The sequence below is a fragment of the Pseudomonas sp. GV071 genome (assembly GCF_003050835.1).
In the GTDB taxonomy this organism is placed as follows: domain Bacteria; phylum Pseudomonadota; class Gammaproteobacteria; order Pseudomonadales; family Pseudomonadaceae; genus Aquipseudomonas.
In genome coordinates this window covers 722958-749583 of record NZ_QAOJ01000001.1, presented here as the reverse complement: position 1 = coordinate 749583, position 26626 = coordinate 722958, and the positions used below count along the sequence as shown (strand labels likewise).

The window sequence follows — 26626 nt, the reverse complement described above, 5'->3', positions numbered from 1 at the left end:
GCTGGGGCGAGGGGACTGGATTGCGCTTGGCCTGCTAACTAGGCGAACGCATTCAAAAGGTGCAAATGCCTGACCTGCGCATCGCCCTGCAACACCGGCCTGAACCGCAAGCTATCGCCCGGCTGCGCCTGCGCCAAGCGCGCCAGCGACTCCGGCGTCAACGCGCCCACCCGCGGATAGCCACCAATGGTCTGCCGATCATTGAGCAGCACAATCGGCTGGCCATCCGGCGGTACCTGAATGGCGCCGAGGGGAATGCCTTCGGAAATCAGCGCCGCACCCTGGTACTGCAACACCGGCCCGAGCAGGCGAATACCCATGCGGTCGGCGCGGCTGTCGAGGTGCCAGGGGCGGTTGAACAGGTCGAACAGCGCCTGGCCGCTGAAGTCGCCGATCTGCGCGCCGAGTACCAAGTCCAGCGGCTGTTTCAGGCTGAGGTCCGGAATCTGCTCGGCCGCCAGCTGCTGTACCGGCCCACCGACACCTGCCCATTGCAACGAATCGCCACGGTGCAGCGCCTGACCATCGCCCAACAAACCGCCCAGCCCTTCACGGCTCACGGTGCTGGCACTGCCCAACGTCGGCGCGCAGACAAAACCGCCCGGCGCCGCCAGGTAGGCCCGCACTCCACTCTGTGGATGATTGAAACGCAGTCGTTGGCTGGCACACACGGCGAAACTCTGCCAGGGCACCAACGGTTGCCCGTCGAGACTGGCGGCTAGGTCGGCGCCAGCCAAGGCCAGCACCGCGTCCTGCTGCACCACTAGCTCCAGGCCGCCAAGGGTAATTTCGATCACCGCCGCGTCCAGCGCATTGCCCAGTAGCCAGTTGGCCCAGGACATCGACAGCCAGTCCGCCGCCCCGCCCTGGGTCACGCCCAGGTGGCGCACGCCAAAACGCCCGCCGTCCTGCAGTTGAACCAGCGGCGTGCTCTGCTCTATCCGTACACCGCTCATGGCAACGCCTCCAGTGGCGTGTCATCGCCCCCCAGGCGCAGAAACTCGTGGCGTTCGATCGGCACAAAGCGCACCCGGTCACCGGGTTGCAGCAGGCTGTAGCCGTCCAGTTGGCGATCGAACAAAGCAGTCGGGGTGCGGCCCAACACGTTCCAACCGCCCGGGGAGGTTTGCGGGTAAGTCGCGGTTTGCCGTTCGGCCAGGGCCACGCTGCCCTGGGTCACCCGTTGCCGAGGAGTGGCCAGACGCGGTGCAGCGAGCTCCGGCACCACCAGGCCCATGTAGGCAAAACCAGGAGCAAAGCCAAGGGCAAACACCGCGTACTCATGGCCGCTGTGCCGGGCGATTACCTCGCCCACCGACAACCCGCTGCGCCTGGCCAACAGCGCCAACTCCGGCCCCACCTGCGGGTCGTACCAGACTGGAATCTGTTGCAGACGACCACTGCCCTCGCCCGCTGGCTGCAGGTCGTGCAGCGCGTCGGTTATCAGTTCACGCGCCCGCGCCGAGTCAACGCGCTGCAGGTCGTAGTGCAGCATCAAGGTGGTGTAAGACGGCACCAGATCGACCAGTGCCTCGGCAAACACCGCGCGCAACCGCTGCGCGGCGGCGAGCAACCAGGGCATATGGGCTTGGTCGATTTCATCGAACAGGCGCAGCATCAGGCAGTCGATGGCGACCACCTCGATCCGCACCTTCATGCCGGTTGCAGCCCATCAAGTGCCTGGCGAATACGTCGCACCGCCGCCACCGACGCGGCATTGTCGCCGTGCACGCAGAGAGTATCGACCTGCAACTGCAACGTGCTGCCATCGCTGGCCAGCAAGGGTTTGCCCTGTGCCAGGTCGAGGGCCTGGGCGACGATGCGCTCGGGCTCGTGGTGCACCGCACCGGGCAAGCTGCGCGACACCAGGTTGCCGGCGCCATCGTAGGCACGGTCGCTGAAGGCTTCGAACCACAGCGGCACGCCGTACTCATCGGCCAGCCCCAGGGCCAGGCTATTGTCGGCGCGGGCCATCAGCATCAGGCGCACATCACCGCCGTAACTGGCCACGGCCTGAAACACCGCCCGCAGCAGCTTGGCGTCGCTCATCATGTCGTTGTACAGCGCGCCATGGGGTTTGACGTACTCCACCTGGCCGCCCTGGGCGCGGCAGATGCCGGCCAACGCGCCGACCTGATAGTGCACCAGGTCAATCACTTCCTGCGGCGAGCAGGCCATTGAGCGGCGGCCAAAACCCACCAGGTCGGGATAGGCCGGATGGGCGCCAATACGCACCTGGTGTTCGAGGGCCAGTGCCACGGTTTTGCGCATGGTGCCGGGGTCGCCGGCATGAAAGCCGCAGGCGATGTTGGCGCAGTCGATATAGGGCATGACCTCAGCGTCCAGGCCCATCGACCAGGCGCCAAAACTCTCGCCGATATCGCAATTCAACAGGGGCATACGTACTCCTATCGCTCCCAAGCCGGAGCCACAATCTGCAAGCCATGCTGGCCGTTATAGGCGGCCCGTTCGGGTTGTTTCCAGCCGTCCAGCAAGGCGGCGTCGAGTGTATAGATTTCGACGCCCAATGGGCGGCAAACGCTCAACGGATCTTGCGCTTCAGGCCCCCACATCGGCAGCGACAGATCACCCCCCGGGCAGGTCGAGAGCGCGCAGAGCAAATCGATTTCGGCGAAAAATTCCAGGTAGTCGCCCTGCTTGGCCGGGCAGGCTTTCATAAAGTACAGGTCGTCGTCATTCAGGCCGGTGCACTGAAACACGTTGAGCACATCGTGCACGTCGAATTCGGTGAGGCCGTGGGGCAATACCGCGCGGGTCAGGTTGGAATGGCAATGGTGATGAAAGTCCTCGCCGGTGAGCATCTTGTTGACGTAGGGGTCGCAGCGGGTGCCGAGCAGGTCGTGCAGACGCCCGCCGTGTTCGTCGATGCCGTAGGCGGCCAGGCTATCGTCGGTGATGGTCACCAGCGGACGCAGAAACGGCAGGTTCGACCACAGGCGGTCGTAGGTGCTGACATGGGCGCCCTGCAACTGGCGGGTACGTGCTGCCCATAGGCGTTCGCGTGGGTCGTTGGCATTCCAGATATTCAGGTCGCCAACCTGCGGGCCGACCGGGGTGGTGATGCGGAAGACATGGCCAGCCGGTACTTTCCAGGCGCGTCCGGTGCGGATCGGGATCTCGAAACTGTCCACTAGGGTGCGCGCGCTCTGCTGTTCGCGGATGCGCTGATAAAAGGCCTCATCCACCTGCAAGGCCGAGCCTTTGCTGACCTGGTACGCGGCTGGGTAGTTTTTGTAGGCCTTGGGCATGGTTGGTTCCTTTTATTGACGAGTCAACAGCATCGCGGCTGAAGCCGCTCCTACCGTCATCGTAGGTCCCGTAGGAGCGGCTTCAGCCGCGATGCCCTTGAGCGAAATCTAGAGGCCGATCAGCTACGCAACAAGTGACCTTTATTGCCGAAATCCGTTAGTTTTACTGACTACTCCTTTAACGGTTCAGCCCATGCGCAAACTCCCCTCGCTTTCCGCCCTGCGCGCCTTCGAAGCCGCGGCCCGCCTGCACAGCGTAGGCAAAGCGGCCGCCGAATTGAATGTCACCCACCCCGCCGTCAGCCATCAGCTCAAGCAGTTGGAGGGTTATTTCCAGCAGGTGTTGATGGTCAAACAAGGCCGTGGGGTAACGGCAACCGAGGCTGGCGCGCAGTTGGCGCAAGCCCTTGGTGGCGCCTTCGATGACATCGCCCAGGCCTGCGCGCGCCTCGAACAGCAACAGCCGCGGCCGACGTTAGTGGTCGCGTGCACGCCCTCGGTGGCGTCGCGCTGGTTGATTCCGCTGCTGCCGAGCTTTGCCACGCGCCACCCCGATGTGCAGCTGCAGATTGTCTATGCCTCGCAAACGGCCGAGCACATCGACGAGGGTATCGATGTGCTGATTCGTCACTGGGATGGCCCGTATCGCGGGCCCTACGCAAGCCAACCGCTGCTCAGCGGCGAGACGCGCCCGGTGTGCAACCCCAGCCTATTGGCACAGCTGGGAGACCCTGCACAGTGGTGGCAGTTGCCGCTGTTGCACGACCAAAGCCCGCAGGGTTGGCAGATCTGGTTTGCCACCGCCGGACTGCCCGCGCCGGCGTTGAACAGCGGCGTGGTGTATGAGGACTTCAACCTGATGAGCACCGCTGCCATCGCCGGCCATGGTGTGGCGCTATGCCCGACGGCGTTGATCCAGCAGGAGTTGGCTAACCGTTACCTGGTGGAGCTGTCGCCGCTCAGCGCCAGCCACGAGCGCCGTTACCTGCTGCTGCACCGCCCCGGGGGCAGCGAGCTGGTAACAGCATTTCGCGATTGGCTGGTACAGCGCTGAGGCCACCTTTACTGGCCGGTTTTCACCTTGGTCCACGTGCGCGTACGCAACCGCTCCAGGGCCGGCGGCAGCATTTCCACGCTGTACAACTTGGCTTGCACCTCAGCCGGTGGATAGACGTTGGGGTTGTTGCGTAGCGCCGGGCTGATCAGACCATCAGCAGCCTGATTGGGGTTGGCGTAGGCGACGTAATCGGAGATCGGCGCCACCACTTCCGGGCGTAACAGATAGTTGATAAAGGCATGCGCCTGTTCGATGTTCTGCGCGTCGCGGGGAATGGCCAGCACGTCAAACCAGGCGGCGGTGCCCTCTTTCGGAATGCGGTATTCGATCTTGATGCCGTTGTTCGCTTCGTTGGCCCGCGCTGCGGCCTGCATGGCACCGCCGGACCAGGCAACCGCCACGCAGATATCACCATTGGCGAGGTCGGTGACGAACTTCGATGAACTGAAATAGGTGATCGACGGCCGCAGTTTGTTCAGGTGCTCTTCGGCCTTTTTGTAGTCGGCCGGGTTGTGGCTGTTGGGCGACAGGCCGAGATAGTGCAGCACCTCGGGAATCACTTCGGTGGGCGCATCCAGATAGGCCACGCCGCACTGCTTGAGCTTGGCGAGGATCTCCGGGTCGAACACCAGGTCCCAGGAGTCCAGCGGCGCGTCGTCACCGAGAATGGCTTTGACCTTGTCGACATTGAACGCGATGCCGTTGGTGCCCCACATGTACGGCACCACGTACTGGTTGCCGGGGTCCTTGGCGGCCAGCACTTTGAGTAGTTCGGGGTTGAGGTTCTTCCAGTTGGGCAGCTTGCTCTTGTCTAGTTTCTGGAACACCTGGGCCTTCATGTAATTGGGCAGAAAGCTGTCGCTGGGCACCACCAGGTCATAGCCGGAATGGCCGGAGAGCAGCTTGGCTTCGAGCACTTCGTTGCTGTCGTAAACGTCGTATTTGGGCTCGATGCCGGTTTCCGCTTTGAAGCTCTTCAAGGTGTCGGGGCCGATGTAATCGAACCAGTTGTAGATGCGGACCACCGGCTCCGCGGCCATGGCCGTGGCGCTGGCCAACAGCGTGGCGGCGACCAGCAGGGCGAGGGTTTTCTGCTTAAACATGGGTAGCCCTTTCATAGCCTTGCAAGACGTTCACCGCATTGACGCCAATGGCTTCCACCGCATACCCACCTTCCATCACGAACAGCGTCGGCAGCCCTAAGGCGGCGATGCGTGCGCCCATGGCCAGGTAGTCCGGCGAGTCGAGTTTGAACTGCGAAATCGGGTCTTCTTTGTAGGTGTCGACGCCGAGGGAAATTACCAGCACATCCGGGGCGTAGGCGGCGATCTTCTCGCAGGCGTCGTCCAGCGCCGCGCTCCACTGCGGCCAGCCGCTGCCGAGGGCCAGCGGGTAGTTGTGGTTGCAACCCTCGCCTGCGCCTTCGCCGGTTTCATCAGCGTTGCCGAGGAAGTACGGATACTCGTCCAGCGGGTCGCCATGGATGGAGGCGAACAGCACATCGCCGCGCGGGTAAAAGATTTCCTGGGTGCCGTTGCCGTGGTGGTAATCGACGTCGAGGATCGCCACGCGTTTGGCGCCCTGGTCGATAAAGGCCTGGGTGGCGATGGCGACGTTGTTGAGGAAGCAGTAGCCGCCCATAAAGTCGCTGCCGGCATGGTGGCCTGGCGGACGGCACAGGGCAAAGGCGCTGCGAGCGCCTTTGCGCATATGGTCCTGGGCGGTCAGCGCCACTTGCGCCGAGCTGTAGATCGCCTGCCAGGTGCCGGCGGTGATCGGCGCTTCGGTATCGAAGCAGTAATGCCCCAATTCGCCGATCAGGGCGCGGGGAATCGGCCCATCGCGGCGCAGGCGGCGGCCGGGAAAACAGGAGGGCAACAGGTCGCAGCTGTGACCTTCGGCGGCCCAGCGCGCCCAGGCGTTTTGCAGAAAAGTCAGGTAGGCGCCGTCGTGGACGCGGGCGATGGGTGCCAGGCCGAAATCGTTCGGCTCAATCACTTCACCGAGGTTCTGCTGCCTGACCCGTGCCAGCACCGTGTCGGCGCGGCTGGGCATTTCGAAACAGGGCTGCAACTGGCCATCTACCAGCTCGGCCTGGCCATGGTGGAGACGGTGATCGTCGCTGTAGACGGTCAACATAACGGGCTACCTCATCAGTGTTCTTGTGCCCGCATTGTGGACACAGGTGGCGCAACAGGTGAACGCTGGCGCAGGCCAAAAGGGGATCGATATGGCCAATCCACATGGCCATATCAAGATCAAAGGCATCGCGGCTGAAGCCCCTCCCACAGGGATCGAGGTCCTTGTGGGAGGGGCTTCAGCCGCGACTCCTGGAAAAGGCGAGGCTGGATCAAACCCGGAAATAACTCGGCGGCTGCCCACTCCAGCGTTGGAAGGCGTGGCGCAGGCCGGCGGTTTCGCTGAAGCCGAGCAGTTCGGCGATGCGGTAGATGGGCAGCTCGCCTTGTTGCAGCAGTTCCTTGGCGCGGGTGAAGCGCAGCTCGTCGAGCAACTGCTGGTAGCTGGTGTGCTGCTGTTGCAGGTAGCGGCGCAGGCTGCGCGCCGAGCAGTTCATTTGCCGGGCCAGTTCGTCCAGGCCCGGGGGGCTTTGCAAGCGCTCGGCGAGCAGCGCCCGCACCCGCTCCAACCACGCGCGGTTGGCCGCCAGCTCGGCGTTCTGCCGGCGGCATTGGTCGAGCATTTCCTGGTGGGTGACAGGGTCAGCCAGTGGCAGCGGCTGCTCCAGCCAGGCGGCGGCGAAGCCGATGGCATTGCGCGGCTGTTCGAACTGCAACGTGCACGCAAAACCGTCGGCGTAGCCTGCAGTTTCGCCGTAGTCGAATTGCGCCGCTAACAGCGGCAGCGGTTGGCCAAGCAAGTCGCCGCACACCACTTTCAACGAGGCCAGGCATAACTCAACGTTAAACGGCCGCAGGGCTTCATCTTCGCCATAACCAGTGGCGGTCAGCCAGGCGGTCTGGCCTTCGACAGTGAGGCCGAGATTAAAGTAGGTGCCGAGCAGCACTGGATAACTGAGGCCAATGCGCAGCGCTTCGCCAAAGGTCGGCGCCGACAGCAACGCATAACCGAGCAGGCCATAAGCGGAAATCCGTGTGCGCAGCCCCAGGACCATACCCAATGCCGGCTGCGCGCTCAGGCGCAGGGCATTGGCGAACACGTGCTGCTCCTGGCCGGGAGCAATCAGGCGTTTCATCCCGCGCAAGTCATCGGTAGAAATACCGCTGCCCTCCAGCACCGCCTCCGGCGTATGCCCTTGGGCCTGCAGCAGCGCCACGGTGAGCGTCGACATATGCAGCGAGTTGAGCCACGACGAGCGGGAGAACAGCGCCTCAGCCATGGACAGTCAGTTCAGCTGCTCTTTGCGCCGGTACGGGAACACATCGATCACCTTGCCGGCGCGAATCGCGTCTTGCAGGCTTTTCCAGTAGTCGGCCTGATAGAGGTCGCCATGCAGCTCGCTGAACAGCTTGCGCTGGCCCATGTCGGCAAACAGGAACGGCGGGAATTCCTCGGGGAACACGTCCAGCGGACCAATCGAATACCAGGGTTCCGAGGACATCTCGTCCTCTTCATAACGCGCCGGCGGAATCACCCGGAAGTTGGCTTCGGTCAGCGCGCAGATTTCGTCGTAGTCGTAAAACACCACACGGCCGTGACGGGTGACGCCGAAGTTTTTCAGCAGCATGTCGCCCGGAAAAATGTTCGCCGCCGCCAGTTGCTTGATGGCCAGGCCGTAGTCTTCCAGCGCTTCCAGCACCTGGGCTTCGTTGGCGTGTTCGAGGTAGATGTTCAACGGCGTCATCCGCCGCTCGGTCCAGCAGTGGCGCACCAGCACGGTGTCGCCTTCCAGCTCGACGGTGGACGGCGCCACCAACAGCAGTTCGGCCAGGCACTCGGGGTCGAACTTGGCTTTGGGGAAACGGAAGTCGGCGAACTCCTGGGTATCGGCCATGCGCCCTACCCGGTCGACACTTTTCACCATCCGGTACTTCTCGATCACCGTCGCACGGTCGACGTTTTTCGACGGCGAGAACTTGTCCTTGATGATCTTGAACACAGTGTTGAAGCCCGGCAGGGTGAACACGCTCATGACCATGCCGCGCACACCGGGGGCCATGATAAAGCGGTCATCGGTGTTGGCCAGGTGGTTGATCAGCGAGCGGTAGAACTCGGACTTGCCGTGCTTGTAGAAGCCGATCGAGGTGTACAGCTCGGCAATGTGCTTGCCCGGCAGAATGCGCTTGAGGAAGCCGACGAACTCCGCCGGAATCGCCACATCGACCATGAAGTACGAACGGGTGAAGGAGAAGATGATCGATACTTCGGCTTCATCGGTTATCAGCGCATCCACCTGAATGCCGCGCTCTTCGCGGTGCAGCAGCGGAATCACCAGCGGCCATTGTTCGTCGCGGGTGTAGATGCGGCCCACCAGGTAGGCGCCTTTGTTGCGGTACAGCACCGAAGAAAACAGCTCGATGCACAGCTCCGGGTCTTTGCACACCCAGTCCGGCAGGTTGGCGCGCAACTGGCCTTCCAACCGCGCCAGGTCGCGGTTGAGGTTTTCGTAGGGCACGCTGAATTGGTAGTCAGTAAAGATCTGCTCAAGCATGCCGGTCAGGTTTACCTGCGGCATGTAGGTGCGGGTTTGCGCGCCACGCTCGTGGCTGCGCAACGATGGCCGGGTGGTGTGGATAAACATGCAGCCATCGCTGATCAGGTCGTGGCTGAACAGGCCGCAGAAGATCGAGTTGAACCAGGTTTCTGCCAGTTCATCGTCGAAGCGGCTGTCGATCAGGTTGATGTAGGCGCTTTTCACTAGCGGCCACAGGTGCACGTCGAGCAGCACTTCGTCTTTGAGCTTCTCGTGCAGGCGCTCGCCCACTTCGCTGACTTTCTCTTCATACAGGTTGATGCGCGCGGCCGAGGCCTGCTGGGTTTCCTGCCAGAGCGCCTGCTCGAAGCGGGCACGGGCGCCATCGGTGATCTGTTTGAAATGCTCGCGATAGTCGTCGAAGCCGTCGAGGATCAACCGGGCGATATCGGCGGCGGGCCATTGCTGGGGCATAGGAAACTCTCGGCAGTTGGAAGTGTGCGGCGAAGAACGCCGAGCTTAGCCAGATGAGACGACAAGAGAAAGCGGTGCAGAGAATTTCCGGTAAATGCATTTCCTAGGCGACAAATGCTAACCATTCTCGATAAGATCGCCGCCGCCCTGCTCCGTAGTGTGTGAAAAGGAACGTCATGTCCGGCCCCAAACCCGATCCCAATGAAGCCCAGACCTATCGTGGCTTCTATGCGGACATCCTGCATTACCTGCGCAAGCGCACGGATAACGCCAGCGATGCGGCGGACATGACCCAGGACGTGTTCACCCAATGGCTGGGTTACCGCGACCAGGCCAGCGTCGAGCAGCCGAGGGCCTTTCTGTTCCAGATGGCGCGCAACCTGCTGCGTGACCACTGGCGCCGGCAGAAGGTGCGGCAAGGCGTATTTGCTGAGCAGCTGGGCGAACCCGGCGAAGTCGAGGCGCATGTGACCATCACCCAGAGCAACGAGCCGCTGGCCCGCGCGCAGCAGCAACAACACCTGGAGCGCTTGAGCGATGTGCTCGACGAACTCTCGCCGCGCCGCCGCGAAGCCCTTATGCTGCACCGCTTTGACGGCCTGAGTCAGGCGCAGATCGCCGACCGCATGGGAATTTCCGTGAGCATGGTGGAAAAACACATCGCCTTCGCCCTGCTGCACTGCAAGCGCCGGCTGGAGCAGGATCACGGCAAGGAGCCAGGGCAATGAACGCGCCCGTAGAAACGCCATTCGACGACAGCGTCGATGCCCAGGCCGCCGCGTGGTTCAGCCGTAACCGTGGCAACAACGCCGACCCGCAAGCTTTCGCCGCCTGGCTGGCCGAGCCCGTGCATGCCCGGGCCTACGCTGAATTCGAAGCGTTGTGGGGTGAACTCGGGGCGCTGCGCCCGGCACGTCAACCCGCTAACAACGTAGTAAGCCTGCGCCGTCGCCGTGTCTGGCGTCCGGCCATTGCCGTTGCCGCTGCCGTGCTCTGCGCCCTGTTGACGATGAACCTCGGCGCGCCACTGAATCTGTACAAACACCAGGTCGCCGCGCAAAGCCAGGGCTCGCGGCAAATGCGCTTGCCCGATGGCAGCACCCTGTTTGTGAATGCCAACACCCGCCTGAGCATCGACTTCAGCGCACACCGCCGCGACATCCATTTGCTCCAGGGCCAGCTGTATATCGAGGTGGCGCCGGACAAAGAACGGCCGCTGTGGGTGCATTCCGGCGAGGCCCAGGTGCGCGTCGTGGGCACCGGTTTCGATGTGCGCCGCGGTCAACGCCAGCTGGTGGTCACCGTCGCCCACGGGCAAGTGGCGCTGATCCCCACCCCCGACAGCCAACCGACCCTGCTCACCGCCCAACAACGCGCGAGCTACGACTACCGCAGCGGGCAGTTACAGCAAAGCACCCTTGAGGCCAGCCAGATTGCCGATTGGCGCAGCGGCCACCTGAACTTCCGCAACCGTGACCTGGCCAGCCTGGTGGATGAACTGGCGCTGTACCGCAACCAGCCGGTGCAGCTCACCGATCCGGCGCTGGCCAATTACAAGGTCTCCGGCAGCCTCGACGTCAACGACCCGGACGCCCTGCTGCGCGCCCTGCCCGCTCTGCTACCCGTGAAAACCGTGATTCTGGGCGATGGACGCGCCAAGATTCAGCCACGCAAAAAATAGATGCGAATATTTGCTATTCGCATATGAGGGTTTTGTTTCGTGCCGCGTCTTCCTCCTGTCTGCATCGTCCGTGCAGACCTTTTTATGGCCCTTTTGGCCACAGTGGGGGAATCCATGTTTCGCGTCAGCCGTTACACCCAGCCATCATTTGTCGCCCTGTGCCTGGCATTCAGCCTGCAGGCCCAGGCGCAGAGTTTCAGCCTGAACCTGCCGGCCCAGCCGCTGGCCACTTCGCTCAGCCAGGTGGCGCAGCAAACCCAGGTGCAGCTGCTGTTCGACGAAACCCTGCTGCGCAATGTGCAAGCGCCGGCCCTCAGCGGCCAGTTCAACGCGGAAGACGCGATCCGCCAACTGCTGCGTGGCAGCGCCTTCACCCTGGTGAAAGTCGACAACACCTTTGTGGTGCGCGCCAGCGAAGTGTCCAGCAACGAAGAAGGCATTCACCTCAGCGCGCTGAGCATCGTTGGTGATGGTGCGCAGGTGGATTCCAGCAGCGTTGGCCGCTCGACTCTGACCCAGAAAGACATCGACCGTCGGCAGCCCAACAACATTGCGCAGCTGCTCTCGACCCTGCCCGGCGTCACCGCTGGCGGCTCGCCCAAACCTGGCGGCCAGACCATCAATATCTGGGGTATGGGCGATGCCGAAGACGTGCCACTGACCCTAAACGGCGCGCCGAAATCCGGCTTCGAGCGCTACCAGCAAGGCACCATCTTCATCGAGCCCGAGCTGATCAAAAGCATCGAAGTAGAAAAAGGCCCGCACTCGCCGTTCACCGGTAACGGTGGTTTTGGCGGTACGGTGAACATGACCACCAAAGACGCCCCCGACCTGCTGGAACCGGGCCGTAACTCCGGCGCCATGCTCAAATACGGCTACAGCAGCAATGACCATCAGCAGATCTACACCGGCGCTGGTTATGCCCGCACCGACAACGGCATGCTCGACGTCTTGCACTACTACACCAAGCGCGACGGCGGTGACCTCAAGCTCGCCGAGCAGCGCCCGGACCCGAACAACAGCTACCCGATCAACCCCAAGCGCCTGCCCAATACCGCGCAGGACCTGGATGCCGAGCTGTTCAAGCTGAACTTCCACCCCAATGACGAGCACAGCCTGGGGCTGTCCTATACCCGTTCCAACAGCGAGCGGATGACGCCGTTTTCCTCCAACAGCTACCCGACGCCGCCAACTGCCAGCAGCATTCGCCAGTACGGTTACGAAGGCGCTCTGCGCCGCTTGCTCGCTGACCGCACCACGGTCGACACCACCTGGTCGGCCAAGTACGAGTACCAGCCACTGGACAACCCGCTGGTGGATATGTCGCTGAGCTACTCGCACTCGAAAACCGACCAGACCGATGAGCGTGGCGACGGTGCCTTCTACCAGCCGGCCACCGGCGGCAAGAAGATGGACACCTCCTACCGCGACGACGTGGTCGAACTGCGCAACACCAGCCTGTTCGACACCGGCCCGCTGGCCCACGCTGTCACCGTCGGCAGCCAACTGCGCAAACACAAGCGCGACACCCTGATGTACATGCCCGGCAGCACCTACAACCGGCCCCAGTACAACTACGGCTACTACCAGCCAGGCTTTATGCCGCGCGGCAAGGTCGACAGCCAGGGCTATTACATCAAAGACGCGATGACCATTGGCGACCTGACCATCACCCCATCCATGCGTTTTGATGAAGTGCGCAACGACGGCAAAAGGAACATGGCGCCGCTGTACAACGCCCCCGGCGTACATGACTACAGCAGCCAGACTTACAGCGGCTGGTCGCCACGCCTGTCGCTGTTCTGGGCCGCGCTGCCGCAACTGGGTTTCTTCGCCGACTACAGCAAAACCTGGCGCGCACCGGTGATCGACGAACAGTACGAAGTGCAGAGCGCCGCCAGCACCCGCAACCGCACCAGCCGCGACCTCGACCCCGAGCGCATCACCGCCCTGCGGGCCGGTACGGTGATGTCCTTCGACATCGCCCGCGACGACAACCTGCAGGTGCGCACCACGTTCTTCCGCAACGAGATCAAAGACGAGATTTTCAAGAACCTCGGCATCGATTGCGAAAACCAGTCCAACACCGGCGGCACCATCAGCAACAGCTGCCCGGCCGGCAACCGCCCGATCTACCGCAACATCAACGGCTCGGTGATCAAGGGCTTTGAAGTGGAAAGTTTCTATGACTCGAAGTGGGTGTTCGGCTCGCTGTCCTATTCGTGGATGACCGGCAAACACGACGGCGCTTACCTCAACCCGTGGGGCCCGGATGTGTGGGCGCGTGATATCCCCTCGCCAAAATGGGAAGGCACCCTCGGCGCGAAGATTCTCCCGCTGGATATGCAAGCCGGCGTGCAAGCCGAGTACGTGCGCAAGACCGACCGTGTGCCCGGCGATGATTGGGCCAGCGACTACCCGTACAACGAAGCGCAGAACGACAGCTACGCGGTGTTCGGTGTGTTCGCCAGCTGGAAGCCGACTCAGCGCGGCCTGAAAGGCACCGAAGTGAACCTGACCGTCGACAACCTGTTCAACCGCGACTACATCCCCCAGCTCAGCGGTGATGGCGTACGCAGCCAGGGCCGCAACGCCAAAGTCAGCGTCACTCGCTTCTTCTAAAGCGCCCCATCCAGCCCGCGCTGGGCGAGGAATGCAGCCAGAAAATCAATAAAGGCCTGCACCTTGCCAGTAGCGCGGCGATGGCTCGGATACACCGCCAATATGTGCGGGCCAAAGGCATCCGGGTCGATCTCGTAGTCACTCATCACCCGCACCAGACGGCCATCGGCCAGGTACGGGCCAACGCTCCATTCCGGCGTATGCAACAACCCGGCGCCCGCCACCGCTCCCGCCAGCAACAGGTCGTAGTTATCGCTGCGTAGCCGCGCGACCAGCGGGTGCGTCAACGTCAGGCGCTGGCCGTCGCGCTCCACGTACCAGAGAAACTTGTCCAGCGCCGAATGCTGATACACCAGCCATTGGTGGGCGTTGACGTTGAACGGTGTCAACGGCTCGGGATTACGTGCCAGGTACGCCGGGCTGGCGCAGATAAAAATACGGTTGCGGCCGACACGCCGGGCAATCAAACCGGGCAAGTCGCTCGGGCCTTCGCGCAGAGCCAGGTCGTAGCCGCTTTCCACCAGGTCGACAAAGGCGTCGCTCAAATCGATGTGCAAGGTCAACTGCGGGTACTGCACCAGAAACCCCGCGCACACCTCATCAAGAAACGCCCGGCCAAAGGCCAGCGGCGCGGTGATCCGCAGGTTGCCGTGCAGGCCGTGTTGCAGCTGGCCGATTTCCTCGCCCACTTCATGCAGGCGCTGCAGCACCTGACGCGCCGTTTCCAGGTACAGCCTCCCGGCCTCGGTGAGCACCGTGCGCCGCGTGCTGCGCTCGAACAGACGGCTACCGAGCTCCGCCTCCAGGTGGCTGACCGCCTTGGTCAGTGCCGAGGGGGTCTTGCCCAATTGCTCGGCCGCGCGGCTGAAACTGCCGTGTTCGGCGGTGGCTACAAACATGCCGAGGGCGCTGAGTTTGTCCATGGGTTTTTCCAATCAGGCAAAAGAGTTTTGCGAAGCTTAGGCGTTCTGCCCGCCCAGCACAGCCGCTAGTCTCGCCAGCAGACCAATAAATACAAGGGGTTTTCCATGAAAAGGTTCATTCCGAACCTGTTGGCACTGGCAGTGGCTTTTTCCTCGATGGAATCGATGGCCGCCGCCGATCTGGTGTTGTTCAACGGCAAAGTGTTCACCGCTGAAAGCAGCCAACCCAAGGCCCAGGCCCTGGCGGTGGAAAACGGCAAGGTGCTGCAAGTCGGCAGCGATGCCGAGATCAAAGCCCTGGCCGATGCCAACACCCAGGTCATCGACCTTGGCGGCAAAGCGCTGCTGCCAGGCATGATCGACGCCCACTCCCACGCCATCTTCGGCGGCCTGGAAATGGCCTCGGCGAACATGGCTGATGAAGTGGTGTCACTCGCGGACCTGGAGAAACGCCTGCAAGGCTGGCGCGCCGATGGCAGCGCCGGGTATGGCGAGGTGCTCACCGTGGGCGGGATGAACTCGGCGTACTGGGCGCAAGCCGAAGACCTCGGCAAACGTTTCAACCAGGGTGAATGGGCCAACACCCCGATCGCCTTTATCGGCAGCGACCACCACACAGGTTGGATCAACGCCGCCATGCTCAAGCGTGCCGGCATCGACGCCAAGCTGATCAAAAACCTGCCAGCCGCCGAAGCCGACACCATCGGCAAACTGAAAAACGGTGAGCCCAATGGCTTCCTCGTCGACGCCGGCTGGGACCGCGCCGCCAAGGTGCTGCCGCCACCCAGCGATGCCATCTTGTTGAAAGCCGGCGAAGCGGCGGTGAAGTACAACAACAGCTTGGGCATCACCGCCTGGATGGACCCCGCCGCCAACGCCGCACCGGGTGAAGCCGTGTTCGCCATGCACCCGACCGAGAAATCCGTCGGCATCATTCCGGTGTACAAAGCCCTCTCCGAGAAAGGCGAACTCACCGCCCACGTCGCCGCGCTGCTGGTGGCCAACGGCAAAAGCCGGCCGAGCGATCTCGACGTATTGGCCAAGGTCCGCGACCAGTTCCAGGGCATCCCCAACCTGACCCTGCCGGGCATCAAGATTTTCGCCGACGGCGTGATCGAATACCCGGCGCAAAGCGCGGCGCTGATCGACCCCTACAACAACTCGAATAAACGCGGCGAACTGCTGATCGACCCGCAACACTTCGGTGAACTGGTCAGCGCCATCGACGCCCGCGGCTGGCTGGTGCATATCCACGCCATCGGCGACCGCGCGGTGCGTGAATCGCTGAACGGCATCGAGCAGGCGCGCAAAGACCGCAACAGCGGCATCACCCACTCGATCACCCACTTGCAGTTGGTCAACCCGAAAGAGTTCGCCCGCTTCAAACCGCTCAACGTGATCGCCGCCATGCAGTTGCTGTGGGCCGCCGGTGATGAATACACCATCGACATGGTCAAGCCCTACGTCAGCGCCTTCGCCTTCAAGTACCAGTACCCGGCGCACTCGCTGCTGAAACAAGGCGCGACCATTGCTGGTGCCAGTGACTGGCCGGTGTCCAGCCCCAGCCCCTGGCTGGCGATTGCCCAGGCCATCAGCCGCGAAGGCGTGAAAGGTGTGCTCAACGCCGACGAGCGCATCGACCGCGACACCATGTTCTACGCCTACACGATCAACGCCGCGCGAACCATCGGCCTGGAGAAACAGATCGGCTCACTGAAAGCCGGCAAGGCCGCCGACTTCATCATCGTCGACCGCGATGTGTTCACCGTCGATGCCAAAAGCCTCGGTGAAACCCAGGTGCTGAACACCTACTTCGCCGGCAAACAGGTGTACACGCCGGACGCTGAATAAATCAAAACATCGCAGCTAACCGGAACCCCCTCCCACATAGGGATGCGATCCATGTGGGAGGGGCTTCAGCCGCGATGCTCTTCGTACCCATCCAATAAAAAAGCGTCACCCCTGCTTCGCCAACGGCCTGTTGCATCCAGGCCCGCGGCGGAGCCTTTCCTCGCACTGCCCTATAAAAACCACAACATTGGGATAACACCATGAAGCACTCCACCCGCGTTTTGCTCGCAGGCCTCGCCCTGTTTCCGCTCGCCGGCCAGGCCGCCATTCCGTTGAATGACGACTTCGCCGTAGAGGTCGACCTGACCCTGGCCAGCGACTACCGCACCCGTGGCATTTCGCAAACCCAAAACGACCCCGCCGCCCAGGCCGGTGCCACCTTGCTGCACAGCAGTGGCCTGTATGCAGGGGCCTGGACCTCCAACGTCGACTTCGGCTTTGGCCTGAAAACCCGCCAGGAAGTCGACTACTACGCCGGCTGGTTCTGGCAGGCCAACGACGACATCAGCCTGGACCTGGGCTACATCAAATACGCCTACCCCAAAGAAGGCCAGTTCAACCAGAGCGAGGTCTACAGCATCCTCAGCGCTTACGGTTTCAAGGCCGCGGCCTACTACTCCAGCGACGCGCCCAACGTCATCGGCGAAGACCAGGACACCCTCTATACCTACGTCGGTTACGAGACCACCCTGCCCGCCGACATCGGCCTGAAATTGCGCTACGGCCGCATGGATTTCAAAGATCCGCTGTACTACTCAGCCAATGGCACCAGCGCCGACTCCTACCGCGAATGGGAAGCCAAAGTGAGCTATGACCTGTTCGACGTTACCTGGGGCTTGAGCTACATCGACACCGACCTGTCCGATGACCAATGCACGAGTAACTACGGCTTCACCGACACCTGCGGTTCCACCGTGGTCGCCAGCGTCAGCAAGTCGTTCTAAACGCCGTGGCGGCCTTCGTCAGTGACGACGAAGGCCGCCAGCGAAGCGCACCCTTCTGTAACGTGGCTGCAATCTTTCCGACTTATTCTCCGGGCACTTTCCACCGCTCTAGAATAAGGTCCTGCCGCATGCCGCGCGCCCTGGCTGTAACCGAACGTGATACCTGGATTCGCACCGTCACCTTTCTGGTTTTGGGTTTTATCTGCTACGCCTTGCCCTGGTCGGTATTCGCCGCCCTGCCCGCGCCCAGCGGCGACACGCCGGCGCTGCGCATTCAAGGCTCCAACACCATCGGCGCCAAACTCGGCCCGGCCCTGGTCAAAGGCCTGTTCGAGCAACAGGGCCTGAAAAATATCCGCATGGAGCCCACCGGCAACGACAACGAACAACGCCTGATCGGCCAGAACGCCCAGGGCAAAAACGTGGTGATCATCGTCGCAGCGCACGGTTCGGGCACCGGCTTCGTCGCCCTCAAAGACGGCAGCGCCGAACTGGCCGCCTCGTCGCGCCCGATCAAGGACAGCGAATACCAGGACCTCAACGCCCTCGGTGATCTGAAAGGCCGTGGCGCCGAGCAGATCATCGCCATCGACGGCCTGGCTATCATCCTTCACCCGAGCAACCCGCTCAGCGCCCTGAGCACCGAGCAGCTGGCGCAGATCTTCTCCGGCGAAGCGAAAACCTGGGAAGCGCTGGGTGGCCGTGGCGGCGCCATTCACCTGTATGCCCGCGATGACAACTCCGGTACCTACGACACCTTCAAGGAACTGGTCCTGGCCAGCCACGGCAAAACCCTGGGCGCCGGCGCCAAGCGGTTTGAGTCGAGCGAACAGCTGTCCGATGAAGTCGCGCAAGACCCGGCCGGCATCGGCTTTATCGGCCTGCCCTACATCCGCCAGGCCAAAGCCGTGGCCATCGCCGATGGCGACTCGCAGGCCATGCCGCCATCCACCAGCCTGATCGCCACCGAAGACTACCCACTGTCGCGCCGGCTGTTTTTCTACCTGCCGCCCAACGTCAAAAACGCCTGGGCCGACGCCCTGGTGAAATTCGCCCAGAGCCCCGAAGGCCAAGCCATCGTCGCCAAGACCGGCTTTATTGCGCAGACCGTGCAAGCCATCAAAGTGGCCGCCACCAGCGACATGCCCAAGGACTACCAAGCGCTGGCGAACAACGCCCAGCGCCTGTCGGTGAACTTCCGCTTCAAGGAAGGCAGCGCGGCCCTGGACAACAAATCCCACTACGACCTGCAGCGCGTAATGGACTACCTGAAAGACCATGACAAGCTCAATCGCCAAGTGGTGCTGCTCGGCTTCGGCGACCCCAAAGCCGACCCGGCGCGTGCTGCCCTGTTGTCGAAACTGCGGGCCATGACCGTGCGCCGCGAACTGGCCAAACAAGGCGTGATGTTCCGCGACATCGACGGCCTCGGCGACGAACTGCCAGTGGCCGCCAACAGCGCAGAAAATGGCCGGATCAAGAACCGTCGGGTTGAGGTGTGGGTGTACTAATCCGACACTGGCCTGGTGGGAGGGGCTTCAGCCGCGAGCTTTTAACAGCAAAAAAGCATCGCGGCTAAAGCCCCTCCCACAAAATAAAACCGCTGTTTCACCTGCGACACTCACTTCACCACGGGCGCCACCCACCCCGCCGCTACAAATACCTACAATTGCGACCTTGCACTCGCCCCGTTACTCTTCGCGCTGTCGCGCAGTGAGCGACGAACAGGGAGTGGCAATGAACAACGTGCATGTCGAGTATGTGAAGCTCCGCGGCCAGCAATGCTGGCGGGTGCGCATCGGCTACCGGGGTGTGACCTTTCAGGAAGAACTGGCCGCCCGCACCTTCGCCGCTCAACTGCACCAACGTCTGGCGTGGCTGCGCGCCAGGAACGAAGAAGACGATGACGGCAACGGTGATGAACCGCTGGCGTGATCACCAGGTATTACCCCCCCCTTCCGCGCCGCCCTCAGCATTCAACACGAATCATCCCGTAAACAGCCCCAGAAACTGCTCCCGCAACCATTGATGCGCCGGTTCCCGGTGCGAGCGCTCGTGCCAGAGCATGGCCATTTCGTAGCCGGGCACCGCCATTGGCGGCTCGTATAAACGCAGTGCCGGGTTACCCGCCACCAGGCGCTCGGGCAGCATGGCGACCAGGTCGGTGCTGCTCAGCACCGACATGACGAACTGAAAGCGCGGCACCGACAGCGCCACCCGGCGGCTCAAGCCGACCTGGGCCAGGGCCTCGTCGGTGACGCCAAAAAAGCCGCCGCCCACCGGCGAGACAATCACATGGTCGAGCTTGCAGAACTGCGCCATGCTCGGCCGCCGCTTCAGGCGCGGGTGATCGTGGCGGCCGGCGAGCACATAACGTTCCTTGAACAGCACCCGATGGCGCAGGCCTGGCGGGGCGTCGTGCACGGTGTGAAAGGCGATGTCGACTTCGGCCTGCTCCAGCTGCTTGGCCAAGCGCGCCGGGGCCAGGGCCACCAGGGCTAATTGGCTACGCGGCGCGCTGGCGAGCACCTGCGGCAGCACCGGTTGCACGATGGTCAGCTCGCCGTAGTCGGACACCGACAGGTGCCAGGTGTGCTCGGCGGCAGCGGGGTCGAACGGCGCGCTCGGCGCCACCACCTGTTCCAACGCCGCCAGCGCCTCGCGCAACGGCCCGCGCAGCTCCTCGGCCCGCGCGGTCGGGCGCATGCCCCGTGGCCCTGGCAGCAACAGCGGGTCGTCGAAAATCTCGCGCAGCTTGGCCAGGTGCACGCTGATCGAGGGCTGGGAAAAATTCAGCCGCTGCGCCGCGCGGGTGACGTTGTGCTCGTCCAGCAGCACATCGAGGGTCAACAGCAGGTTGAGGTCGATTCGCCGTAAATTATTCATGGCTATACCTGGCATATCAGACATTCATTTCAACTATACCGGGCAGACGCCGAGGATAGCCGCCACACCCTGCGGAGATCGCCCCGATGAATGTGTTGTACGTCTATGCCCACCCCGAACCCACCTCGCTGAATGGCGCCTTGAAGAACTTCGCCGTCGCCCGCCTGGAAGCCGCCGGCCATAGCGTGCAGGTGTCCGACCTGTACGCCATGCAGTGGAAAACCCCGGTCGATGGTCACGACAACCTGGACTGGCAGCCCGGCACGCGCTTCGACGCCAGCCTCGATTCCAAACGCGCCTTCGCCGCCAACCGCCAGGCCGCCGACATCAGCGCCGAGCAGGAAAAACTGCGCTGGGCCGACACGGTGATTTTTCAGTTTCCGCTCTGGTGGTTCTCGATGCCGGCCATTCTCAAGGGCTGGTTCGAGCGGGTGTACGCCTATGGCTTTGGTTATGGCGTGGGTGAGCATTCCGATATGCGCTGGGGCGACCGTTATGGCGAAGGCAACCTGGCCGGTAAGCGCGCCATGCTGGTGGTTACCACCGGCGGCTGGGAGTCGCACTACAGCGAGCGCGGCATCAATGGCCCGATCGACGACCTGTTGTTCCCGATCCAGCACGGCATGCTGTTCTACCCGGGCTTTGCCGTACTGCCACCGTTTCTGCTGTACCGCAGCAGCCGCGTCGACGAAGCCGGCTTTGCCAGCGCCTGCGCTGAACTCGGCCAACGGCTGGATAGCCTGGCGAGCACCCCGCCGATTGCCTTCCGCCAACAGAACGCCGGGGACTACCAGATTCCCGCGCTGACCCTGCAACCTGAAGTCGCCAGCGGCCAGCGCGGCTTTGCGGCACACCGCCAGGGTTAGAACTTCTCCGCCACCATGCGGAATGGATAAGGCGCGGCCTTGTACTTGCCCAGGCGCCCACGCTTGGGCAGTTTCACTTCTTCTTTATCGGTGACGTCTTTGTAGGGAATCTGCTGCAGCAGGTGGCTGATGATGTTCAGGCGCACCCGTCGTTTGTCTTCGGAATTGGCCATGTACCACGGTGCCCAGGATGAGTCGGAGGCGGCGAACATTTCGTCGCGGGCGCGGGTGTAGTCGTCCCAGCGACCGTAGGACTTTATGTCCATCGGCGACAGCTTCCACAGCTTGCGCCCATCCGTGATGCGCGCCTGCAGGCGGCGGGTTTGCTCTTCGGCGCTGACTTCCAGCCAGTACTTGAGCAGGATGATGCCGGACTGCACCATGACCTTCTCGAACAGCGGCACCACCTTGAGAAAGTTGCTCGACTGCTCTTCAGTGCAAAAGCCCATCACCCGCTCGACGCCGGCGCGGTTGTACCAACTGCGGTCGAAAATCACCACTTCACCGGCCGCCGGCATATGCGCGAGGTAGCGCTGCGCATACATCTGGGTTTTTTCCCGCTCGGTGGGCGCCGGTAGCGCCACCACCCGGAATACCCGCGGGCTGACCCGCTCGGTCAGCGCCTTGATGGTGCCGCCCTTGCCGGCGCCATCGCGGCCCTCGAACACCACGCAAACCTTCAACCCCTCGCGCTGCACCCACTGCTGCAGCTTCACCAGCTCCACATGCAGCTTTTTCAACTCAGCGTCGTAGACCTTGCGCTCCAGGCGCTCCTCAGCTGCTTTGGGGCTGCTCTTTTGCACTTTTTTCGACTTGGCCATCCTGCCCCTCCTATGCCCGCAACGCCTGCGGGAAGCTAAGGTGGCTGAGTATGGTTCACAGCGCTGAAGTTGCCAGGCTCAGAAGTCGTAGCGCGCGGTAACCCCAAGGGTGCGTGGCGTGCCCAGAACCCCGGTGTAGGCGCCGTTCGGCGAATTCCACAGGGTGGTGTAGTAGGTTTTATCGAAGGCGTTTTTCAGCCACAACGACACATCCCACTGGCCGTCACGCAGATCACCGCGCAAACCGGTGGCTAGGTTGACCAGCGCATAACTGGGCAACTGCGCGTACTCGGAGTCATCGATGGTGCCAACCGCGTGGGAGCGCCAGGCGTAGTTGCCGTTGACGTAGGGTTGCAGGCCGTTGTCCAGGCGCCATTGGTAGCTGGCACTGCTGTTGAATATCCACTTCGAGGCGCCGACCACGGCATGCCCGCTAAGGTCGCACGAGGCTGGCGCGCCAGGGCGCAAAGCCACTTCGGCCGGGCATGGAGCATCGTCGTAGCTCAGGTACCGCACGTCGTTCCACGAACCGTTGGCGCTCAGGGTCAGGCCAGGCAAGGGCCGCCAGCTGCTGTCCAGTTCCAGGCCACGGCTGCGCACGGTGCCGGCGTTGGTCAGGTAACTGGTGAGGTTGGCGTCGTCGTAGGCATTGGTCTGGTAGCCGTGAATTTCGGTCCAGAACAGGTTGGCGTTGAGCAGCAGACGTCGGTCGAGCAAGGTGGTTTTGACCCCCAGTTCAGCGTCGTTGGCCCGTTCGCTGCCGATCAGCAACGAGTCGGCACCGGCCACCGGCGCGCTGGCGACGCTGAGGTTGACCCCGCCGGACTTCTCGCCGTGGGACAACGAGCCATAGGCCAATACCTGATCGTTCACATGCCAGGCCAGACTGGCCAACGCCGACGGGCTGAAGCTGTACAGGCTGAGGTCGCCGGAGTCGTAGGCGCCGACCCTGGCGTTACGCACGGTGGCCGCTGCGCCGGTGACTGCGGCGCCACCGGTGGGCGCATCGCGGGTTACGTCGGCCAACTTGCGCTCATACGTGCCGCGCAGGCCGAGGCTGAAATCCACCACGGGGCTCAGGTGCCAGGTGCCTTGGGCGAACAGGGCAAAGCTGTCGGTATCGACGCTGCCATTGCCCACGGTGCTGACGTTGTTCAGCGCCCCTTGCGGCGTGCCGTTCCAGGTGTCGGCCAGCGGGCCGTAGTAGGTAAAGACCTTGTTCTGCATTTCCTGGCGGAAGTAGTAGGCGCCGAGTACGTAGTCGAAGTGCTCGCCCGCTGGCGAGGCCAGGCGCAGTTCCTGGGAGTACTGCTTGTCACGCGCCGACTGGCCGACGTTGTGCATCACCTCGACGTTCAGTTCATCGTCGTTGCGCGGGGTGAAGTCCCACCAGCGGTAGGCGCTGATTGAAGTCACGGTGAAATCGTTGGGCAGCATCCAATTGGCTTCCAGCGAGGTGCCGCCCTGGAACACGGTGACGCGCTGATCGGCGTTGAGGTTGACATGACGACCGTCCACCAGCGTCGCGCCAACAGCCGCGGCGCGTTGCTCATAGCGGTTAACGCCGTTGATGGTAGGTCCGGTGCTGAACAGCGAGCGAGTGCCGGCGCTGGAGTTTTCTTCGTTGTAGTCGGCGATCCAGCGCAGGTTGAAGTCTTCGCTGGGCTTGTACAGCAGTTGGCTGCGAAAGCCTTGGCGTTTGCCGCCACCGAGGTCGTGACCGTTGAAGTCGTTTTTTACATAGCCGTTTTCTTCAGTGTGGTAGGCGGAAATTCGCCCGGCCAGGGTGTCGTTCAACGGCCCGGAAAAGCTGCCCTGGGTTTGCGTATAACCGTCTTCGCCAATCGAGGTGGCGATGGTGCCTTGCGGGGTAAAAGTCGGTTTACGTGTGGTGATGTTCAGCACCCCGGCCGTGGTGTTCTTGCCGAACAAGGTGCCCTGCGGGCCACGCAGCAACTCCAGCTGTTCGACATCCAACAGGTCGAACACCGCCATGCCAGGGCGGCCCAGGTAGACGTTATCCAGATAGATGCCGGCGCTGCCTTCCAGGCCATCGCTGGCCGGGTTATTGCCCAGGCCACGGATCGACAGGCTGGACTGCCGTGCATGCATAAACGCGACATTGACGCTGGGCAGTGCCTGCTGCAGATCCTGCAGGCGATACAGGCGCTGCTCTTCCAGTGCCTGGGCGCCGAGCACGCTCATGGCAGTGGGTACTTGCTGGGCGTCTTCGCTGCGCCGGCGGGCTTCCACGGTGACGGTTTGCAGGGTCGGTTCAGTACTGGCCGGCCGTTCTTCAGCGACAGCAGGCAGCAGTGGTAACAGCGATAAAGCGCTAACGCAGAGGTGGCGCGCAGAAAGAGTCATCAGAACATCCTTTGACGATGAGTCGATACTTCGCTGCGCGTGGTGTGCGTAAGCGTGATCGTGGCGGTTAGTGGATCGGTCGGTGGATCAGTCGCGCAGCCAAGGTAGATCAGCGCGCTGGTAGCGGTGGGCACGGAAGATCGCGTTGTTCTCGCCGGGCAGGTAGCGGCGCGACGGCTCGTCCGGGTAGGCGGCAAAGTGCGGGTTGATGTATTCCCACACCACGTCACCGCCCTGCGTCACTTCAAACAGACGGCCAAAGTTGGCCTCGGTGATCAGCGTGTTGCCGTTGTGCAGACGTTGCGCGCCGCCCATGAACGGGGTGAAAAACGCATAGCCGGGGGCATCGCTGTATTGCCATTCGATGCGCTGGGCAATGGGGTCGATTTCCAGCACGCGAGAAAACGGCATCGATACATGGGGCCGGGAAATGCCGTTGTCGAACACCAGCACGTTGCCGTTTTCCAACTCGCTCGGGCAGTGCTGCTGCGCCACCAGGTCGTGGCCCAGACGCCAGAGCACCTGGTCGCTGTGTTTATCCACGGCAATCACCGACGACACACTGCGCAGGCTCAGAATCACCTTGCCGTCACGGCCCGGCGACACGGCGTTGGTCATCGGCCAGTGGTACCGCTCGAAGGTGCTGTGCAGCGGGTAGTCTTCGGGCTTCAAGTGCTCCCAGCTGCGCCACTCCCACACCACCTCGCCAGCGCGGTTGACCTCTTTGACCACGTCGGCATAGATCACCCCGCCCACCGCCTCGCTGCCGGGAATACCGCCCTGCACACGACTGGCGAATTCGGCACTCAGCGGCGCGACGGTGGTGTACAGCAGGTTGCCATTGTCCAGCCATTGCGCGTCGTGGTGATGGAGCAGATCGGTGTGCTGCCAGACCACGTCGCCCTCTGGGGTCACTTCGCTGAAGGCGCCGCCGTGCCACACCGACCAACCGGGAAACAGTTCGGGCGAATCCGGGTGGTTGCCGTTATAGCCGAGGTTGCCGTTAGCCAGAATCACCGCGTCGCGGCCGGGGCGTTGCGGCAGTTTCCAGCGGTGCACGACATCGCCATCGAGGTCGACCAAAAACACCTGGCCATCGGCGGTTTGCGGCGCAAACAGGGTGTAACCGCCGGCGCTGCGGGCGTGGTCGACGGCCACCAGGCCGGTTTTGTGTCGTTTCAAGGTAGTACGGTGCAAAGCAGGCATCGCTTTTCTCCGGGTGAGTGAGGCCCTGCCGGCGCTGCCAGCAAGGGCGAAAACGGTTCAGGGGTTAGGGCAACTGGGCGTTGAAGCGGTCGTCGAATACGGCCGTGACATCAAGCGGTTTGGGGATCATCTGCTCAGCAGCAAAGGCATCGGCCAGACGTTGTTGCAACGCCATGATCGAGGTATCGATGGGCACGTAATGCAGGTTTTGCCTAGCCAGCATTTCTTCTACTAGCGGTAATGGCAGCCGGGTGGTTTGCGCCAGGGCTTTGGCCCAGTCTGCCGGGTGTGCGGTGGCCCAGTTCTGCGCGCGGGCCAGGCGACTGAGCAACTCGCCCAGCTGCGCCGAGCGCTCGGGATCATCCAGCGCTTGCTGGCTGGCGACGGTGAAATTCAACCCGGTTTCGGCCCAGGCGCTGCCATCCAGCAACACCCGCCCGCCACGTGCGGTGGCCTGGCCCACGAACGGATACCAGACGGCCCAGGCATCCAGCCGATCCGCAGCAAACGCGTTCTGACCATCCACCGGGCTGACGTACGCCACGTTGATATCGCGGGTGTTGAGCCCCGCCTGACGCAAGGCCGCCAGCAACAGGTAATGGCCGCTGGAGCCTTTGGCCACCGCCACCCGTTTGCCTTTCAGGTCACTGATCGAGTGCGCCGTGGAGCCTTCCGGCACCAGTACCGCGTTGTTATTCTGCGCGCCGTTGGCCACGCCGATAATGCGCAGGGCAAAGCCGCCAGCCTGGGCAAATATCGGCGGCGCATTACCCACCACGCCCACGTCCACCGCGCCGGCACTCAGCGCTTCCAAAAGTGGCGGGCCGGCCATAAACGGGTGCCAACTCAGCGAATAACTGAGGTTCTGGTCTTCCCCAGCAGCCTTCAGCAGAGCTTGCACCAGGCCGCTCTGGTCGCCGACTTTGAGCGCACTGGCCGCCACAGCCGAATGGCTCAACAACAGGCCTGCCACGCACAACAGCGTGGTGACAGCAGACTTGGCAGACGCAGGAATTAACGGCATTGTCGCGCTCTCACTTTTTGATG

23 protein-coding genes are annotated in these 26626 nt (G+C 62.8%); 9 read left to right on the top strand and 14 right to left on the bottom strand.

All coding sequences use genetic code 11. The features are described from left to right. Positions 1-38: 38 nt before the first annotated feature. Genes C8K61_RS03315 through C8K61_RS03300 form a run of 4 tightly spaced genes read right to left on the bottom strand, consistent with a single transcriptional unit; the run spans position 39 to position 3269 of the window. The gene (locus C8K61_RS03315) at positions 39-956 is read right to left on the bottom strand and encodes a biotin-dependent carboxyltransferase family protein (RefSeq protein ID WP_108094738.1); all 918 of its coding nucleotides are present in this window, start codon (positions 954-956) and stop codon (positions 39-41) included. Next, positions 953-1657: an allophanate hydrolase subunit 1 gene (locus C8K61_RS03310; RefSeq protein ID WP_108094737.1), complete on the bottom strand. Its 705-nt coding sequence runs from the start codon at positions 1655-1657 to the stop codon at positions 953-955. The genes C8K61_RS03315 and C8K61_RS03310 overlap by 4 nt, the downstream gene beginning before the upstream one ends. Further along, entirely contained in the window at positions 1654-2400 is a 747-nt protein-coding gene (locus C8K61_RS03305) for a 5-oxoprolinase subunit PxpA (protein ID WP_108094736.1), read from the bottom strand. Before C8K61_RS03305 ends, C8K61_RS03310 begins: the two co-directional genes overlap by 4 nt. 8 nt (positions 2401-2408) lie before the next feature. Continuing rightward, entirely contained in the window at positions 2409-3269 is an 861-nt protein-coding gene (locus C8K61_RS03300) for a DUF1989 domain-containing protein (protein WP_108094735.1), read from the bottom strand. A gap of 193 nt (positions 3270-3462) precedes the next feature. Here C8K61_RS03300 and C8K61_RS03295 point away from each other — a divergent pair, with 193 nt between their 5' ends. Continuing rightward, positions 3463-4323: a LysR substrate-binding domain-containing protein gene (locus C8K61_RS03295; protein WP_108094734.1), complete on the top strand. Its 861-nt coding sequence runs from the start codon at positions 3463-3465 to the stop codon at positions 4321-4323. An 8-nt stretch (positions 4324-4331) separates the two neighbouring features. Here the strand turns inward: C8K61_RS03295 and C8K61_RS03290 are convergent, their stop codons facing one another. From C8K61_RS03290 to aceK, 4 genes are all read right to left on the bottom strand, one after another. Beyond that, positions 4332-5429, bottom strand: a complete 1098-nt coding sequence (locus tag C8K61_RS03290) for a polyamine ABC transporter substrate-binding protein (RefSeq protein WP_371919959.1) — start codon at positions 5427-5429, stop codon at positions 4332-4334. Beyond that, on the bottom strand, positions 5422-6465 hold the full coding sequence (locus C8K61_RS03285; RefSeq protein WP_108094733.1) for a histone deacetylase family protein: 1044 nt from the start codon (positions 6463-6465) through the stop codon (positions 5422-5424). The genes C8K61_RS03290 and C8K61_RS03285 overlap by 8 nt, the downstream gene beginning before the upstream one ends. Before the next feature lie 211 nt (positions 6466-6676). Further along, positions 6677-7684, bottom strand: a complete 1008-nt coding sequence (locus tag C8K61_RS03280; protein ID WP_108094732.1) for an AraC family transcriptional regulator — start codon at positions 7682-7684, stop codon at positions 6677-6679. Positions 7685-7690: 6 nt separating this feature from the next. Then, positions 7691-9412 (bottom strand): bifunctional isocitrate dehydrogenase kinase/phosphatase, encoded by a 1722-nt coding sequence (gene aceK / locus C8K61_RS03275; RefSeq protein WP_108094731.1) that lies wholly within the window; start codon positions 9410-9412, stop codon positions 7691-7693. A 176-nt stretch (positions 9413-9588) separates the two neighbouring features. Here aceK and C8K61_RS03270 point away from each other — a divergent pair, with 176 nt between their 5' ends. The 3 genes from C8K61_RS03270 to C8K61_RS03260 all read left to right on the top strand — a co-directional run bounded on the left by C8K61_RS03270 (position 9589) and on the right by C8K61_RS03260 (position 13715). Continuing rightward, the gene (locus C8K61_RS03270; protein WP_108094730.1) at positions 9589-10140 is read left to right on the top strand and encodes an RNA polymerase sigma factor; all 552 of its coding nucleotides are present in this window, start codon (positions 9589-9591) and stop codon (positions 10138-10140) included. Further along, positions 10137-11093, top strand: coding sequence for a FecR domain-containing protein (locus C8K61_RS03265; RefSeq protein ID WP_108094729.1), 957 nt, complete (start codon positions 10137-10139; stop codon positions 11091-11093). The genes C8K61_RS03270 and C8K61_RS03265 overlap by 4 nt, the downstream gene beginning before the upstream one ends. A 114-nt stretch (positions 11094-11207) precedes the next feature. After that, a complete protein-coding gene (locus C8K61_RS03260; RefSeq protein WP_108094728.1) occupies positions 11208-13715 on the top strand; it encodes a TonB-dependent receptor in 2508 nt (835 codons plus the stop codon). On the opposite strand, the gene C8K61_RS03255 is transcribed toward C8K61_RS03260, so the two are convergent. Then, positions 13712-14638 carry a LysR family transcriptional regulator gene (locus tag C8K61_RS03255; RefSeq protein ID WP_108094727.1) on the bottom strand — a complete coding sequence of 309 codons (927 nt, stop codon included), beginning with the start codon at positions 14636-14638 and terminating at the stop codon, positions 13712-13714. The two genes, C8K61_RS03260 and C8K61_RS03255, sit on opposite strands and share 4 nt — an antisense overlap. Positions 14639-14743: 105 nt before the next feature. On the opposite strand from C8K61_RS03255, the gene C8K61_RS03250 reads away from it, so the two are divergent. From C8K61_RS03250 to C8K61_RS03235, 4 genes are all read left to right on the top strand, one after another. Continuing rightward, positions 14744-16489 (top strand): amidohydrolase, encoded by a 1746-nt coding sequence (locus C8K61_RS03250; RefSeq protein WP_108094726.1) that lies wholly within the window; start codon positions 14744-14746, stop codon positions 16487-16489. A gap of 200 nt (positions 16490-16689) precedes the next feature. Then, the gene (locus C8K61_RS03245; RefSeq protein WP_108094725.1) at positions 16690-17433 is read left to right on the top strand and encodes a TorF family putative porin; all 744 of its coding nucleotides are present in this window, start codon (positions 16690-16692) and stop codon (positions 17431-17433) included. A gap of 128 nt (positions 17434-17561) precedes the next feature. Continuing rightward, the gene (locus tag C8K61_RS03240) at positions 17562-18944 is read left to right on the top strand and encodes a substrate-binding domain-containing protein (RefSeq protein ID WP_108094724.1); all 1383 of its coding nucleotides are present in this window, start codon (positions 17562-17564) and stop codon (positions 18942-18944) included. Positions 18945-19170: 226 nt separating this feature from the next. After that, positions 19171-19368 (top strand): hypothetical protein, encoded by a 198-nt coding sequence (locus tag C8K61_RS03235; RefSeq protein WP_108094723.1) that lies wholly within the window; start codon positions 19171-19173, stop codon positions 19366-19368. A gap of 51 nt (positions 19369-19419) precedes the next feature. Here the strand turns inward: C8K61_RS03235 and C8K61_RS03230 are convergent, their stop codons facing one another. Further along, positions 19420-20319 (bottom strand): LysR family transcriptional regulator, encoded by a 900-nt coding sequence (locus C8K61_RS03230; protein WP_108094722.1) that lies wholly within the window; start codon positions 20317-20319, stop codon positions 19420-19422. Between the two features lie 86 nt (positions 20320-20405). Between C8K61_RS03230 and C8K61_RS03225 the strand changes: the two genes are divergently transcribed. Continuing rightward, on the top strand, positions 20406-21185 hold the full coding sequence (locus tag C8K61_RS03225; protein WP_108094721.1) for an NAD(P)H-dependent oxidoreductase: 780 nt from the start codon (positions 20406-20408) through the stop codon (positions 21183-21185). Here C8K61_RS03225 and ppk2 read toward each other — a convergent pair. The 4 genes from ppk2 to C8K61_RS03205 form a co-directional block, all read right to left on the bottom strand. Further along, a complete protein-coding gene (gene ppk2, locus C8K61_RS03220) occupies positions 21182-22006 on the bottom strand; it encodes a polyphosphate kinase 2 (protein ID WP_108094720.1) in 825 nt (274 codons plus the stop codon). The genes C8K61_RS03225 and ppk2 overlap by 4 nt on opposite strands. A 78-nt stretch (positions 22007-22084) precedes the next feature. Continuing rightward, a complete protein-coding gene (locus C8K61_RS03215) occupies positions 22085-24373 on the bottom strand; it encodes a TonB-dependent receptor (protein ID WP_178086414.1) in 2289 nt (762 codons plus the stop codon). Between the two features lie 87 nt (positions 24374-24460). Next, a complete protein-coding gene (locus tag C8K61_RS03210) occupies positions 24461-25579 on the bottom strand; it encodes an aryl-sulfate sulfotransferase (RefSeq protein ID WP_108094718.1) in 1119 nt (372 codons plus the stop codon). 64 nt (positions 25580-25643) lie between these two features. Next, positions 25644-26603 (bottom strand): ABC transporter substrate-binding protein, encoded by a 960-nt coding sequence (locus tag C8K61_RS03205; RefSeq protein ID WP_108094717.1) that lies wholly within the window; start codon positions 26601-26603, stop codon positions 25644-25646. Positions 26604-26626: the final 23 nt, after the last annotated feature.

Bases quoted from the DNA above. Each gene is read 5' to 3' on its own strand.
- aceK (WP_108094731.1), bottom strand. From the start codon at position 9,412: ATGCCCCAGCAATGGCCCGCCGCCGATATCGCCCGGTTGATCCTCGAC.
- C8K61_RS03315 (WP_108094738.1), bottom strand. From the start codon at position 956: ATGAGCGGTGTACGGATAGAGCAGAGCACGCCGCTGGTTCAACTGCAG.
- C8K61_RS03290 (WP_371919959.1), bottom strand. From the start codon at position 5,429: ATGTTTAAGCAGAAAACCCTCGCCCTGCTGGTCGCCGCCACGCTGTTG.
- C8K61_RS03300 (WP_108094735.1), bottom strand. From the start codon at position 3,269: ATGCCCAAGGCCTACAAAAACTACCCAGCCGCGTACCAGGTCAGCAAA.
- C8K61_RS03260 (WP_108094728.1), top strand. From the start codon at position 11,208: ATGTTTCGCGTCAGCCGTTACACCCAGCCATCATTTGTCGCCCTGTGC.
- C8K61_RS03225 (WP_108094721.1), top strand. From the start codon at position 20,406: ATGAATGTGTTGTACGTCTATGCCCACCCCGAACCCACCTCGCTGAAT.
- ppk2 (WP_108094720.1), bottom strand. From the start codon at position 22,006: ATGGCCAAGTCGAAAAAAGTGCAAAAGAGCAGCCCCAAAGCAGCTGAG.
- C8K61_RS03240 (WP_108094724.1), top strand. From the start codon at position 17,562: ATGCCGCGCGCCCTGGCTGTAACCGAACGTGATACCTGGATTCGCACC.
- C8K61_RS03305 (WP_108094736.1), bottom strand. From the start codon at position 2,400: ATGCCCCTGTTGAATTGCGATATCGGCGAGAGTTTTGGCGCCTGGTCG.
- C8K61_RS03230 (WP_108094722.1), bottom strand. From the start codon at position 20,319: ATGAATAATTTACGGCGAATCGACCTCAACCTGCTGTTGACCCTCGAT.
- C8K61_RS03285 (WP_108094733.1), bottom strand. From the start codon at position 6,465: ATGTTGACCGTCTACAGCGACGATCACCGTCTCCACCATGGCCAGGCC.
- C8K61_RS03270 (WP_108094730.1), top strand. From the start codon at position 9,589: ATGTCCGGCCCCAAACCCGATCCCAATGAAGCCCAGACCTATCGTGGC.
- C8K61_RS03245 (WP_108094725.1), top strand. From the start codon at position 16,690: ATGAAGCACTCCACCCGCGTTTTGCTCGCAGGCCTCGCCCTGTTTCCG.
- C8K61_RS03255 (WP_108094727.1), bottom strand. From the start codon at position 14,638: ATGGACAAACTCAGCGCCCTCGGCATGTTTGTAGCCACCGCCGAACAC.
- C8K61_RS03215 (WP_178086414.1), bottom strand. From the start codon at position 24,373: ATGACTCTTTCTGCGCGCCACCTCTGCGTTAGCGCTTTATCGCTGTTA.
- C8K61_RS03295 (WP_108094734.1), top strand. From the start codon at position 3,463: ATGCGCAAACTCCCCTCGCTTTCCGCCCTGCGCGCCTTCGAAGCCGCG.
- C8K61_RS03250 (WP_108094726.1), top strand. From the start codon at position 14,744: ATGAAAAGGTTCATTCCGAACCTGTTGGCACTGGCAGTGGCTTTTTCC.
- C8K61_RS03235 (WP_108094723.1), top strand. From the start codon at position 19,171: ATGAACAACGTGCATGTCGAGTATGTGAAGCTCCGCGGCCAGCAATGC.
- C8K61_RS03210 (WP_108094718.1), bottom strand. From the start codon at position 25,579: ATGCCTGCTTTGCACCGTACTACCTTGAAACGACACAAAACCGGCCTG.
- C8K61_RS03280 (WP_108094732.1), bottom strand. From the start codon at position 7,684: ATGGCTGAGGCGCTGTTCTCCCGCTCGTCGTGGCTCAACTCGCTGCAT.
- C8K61_RS03310 (WP_108094737.1), bottom strand. From the start codon at position 1,657: ATGAAGGTGCGGATCGAGGTGGTCGCCATCGACTGCCTGATGCTGCGC.
- C8K61_RS03205 (WP_108094717.1), bottom strand. From the start codon at position 26,603: ATGCCGTTAATTCCTGCGTCTGCCAAGTCTGCTGTCACCACGCTGTTG.
- C8K61_RS03265 (WP_108094729.1), top strand. From the start codon at position 10,137: ATGAACGCGCCCGTAGAAACGCCATTCGACGACAGCGTCGATGCCCAG.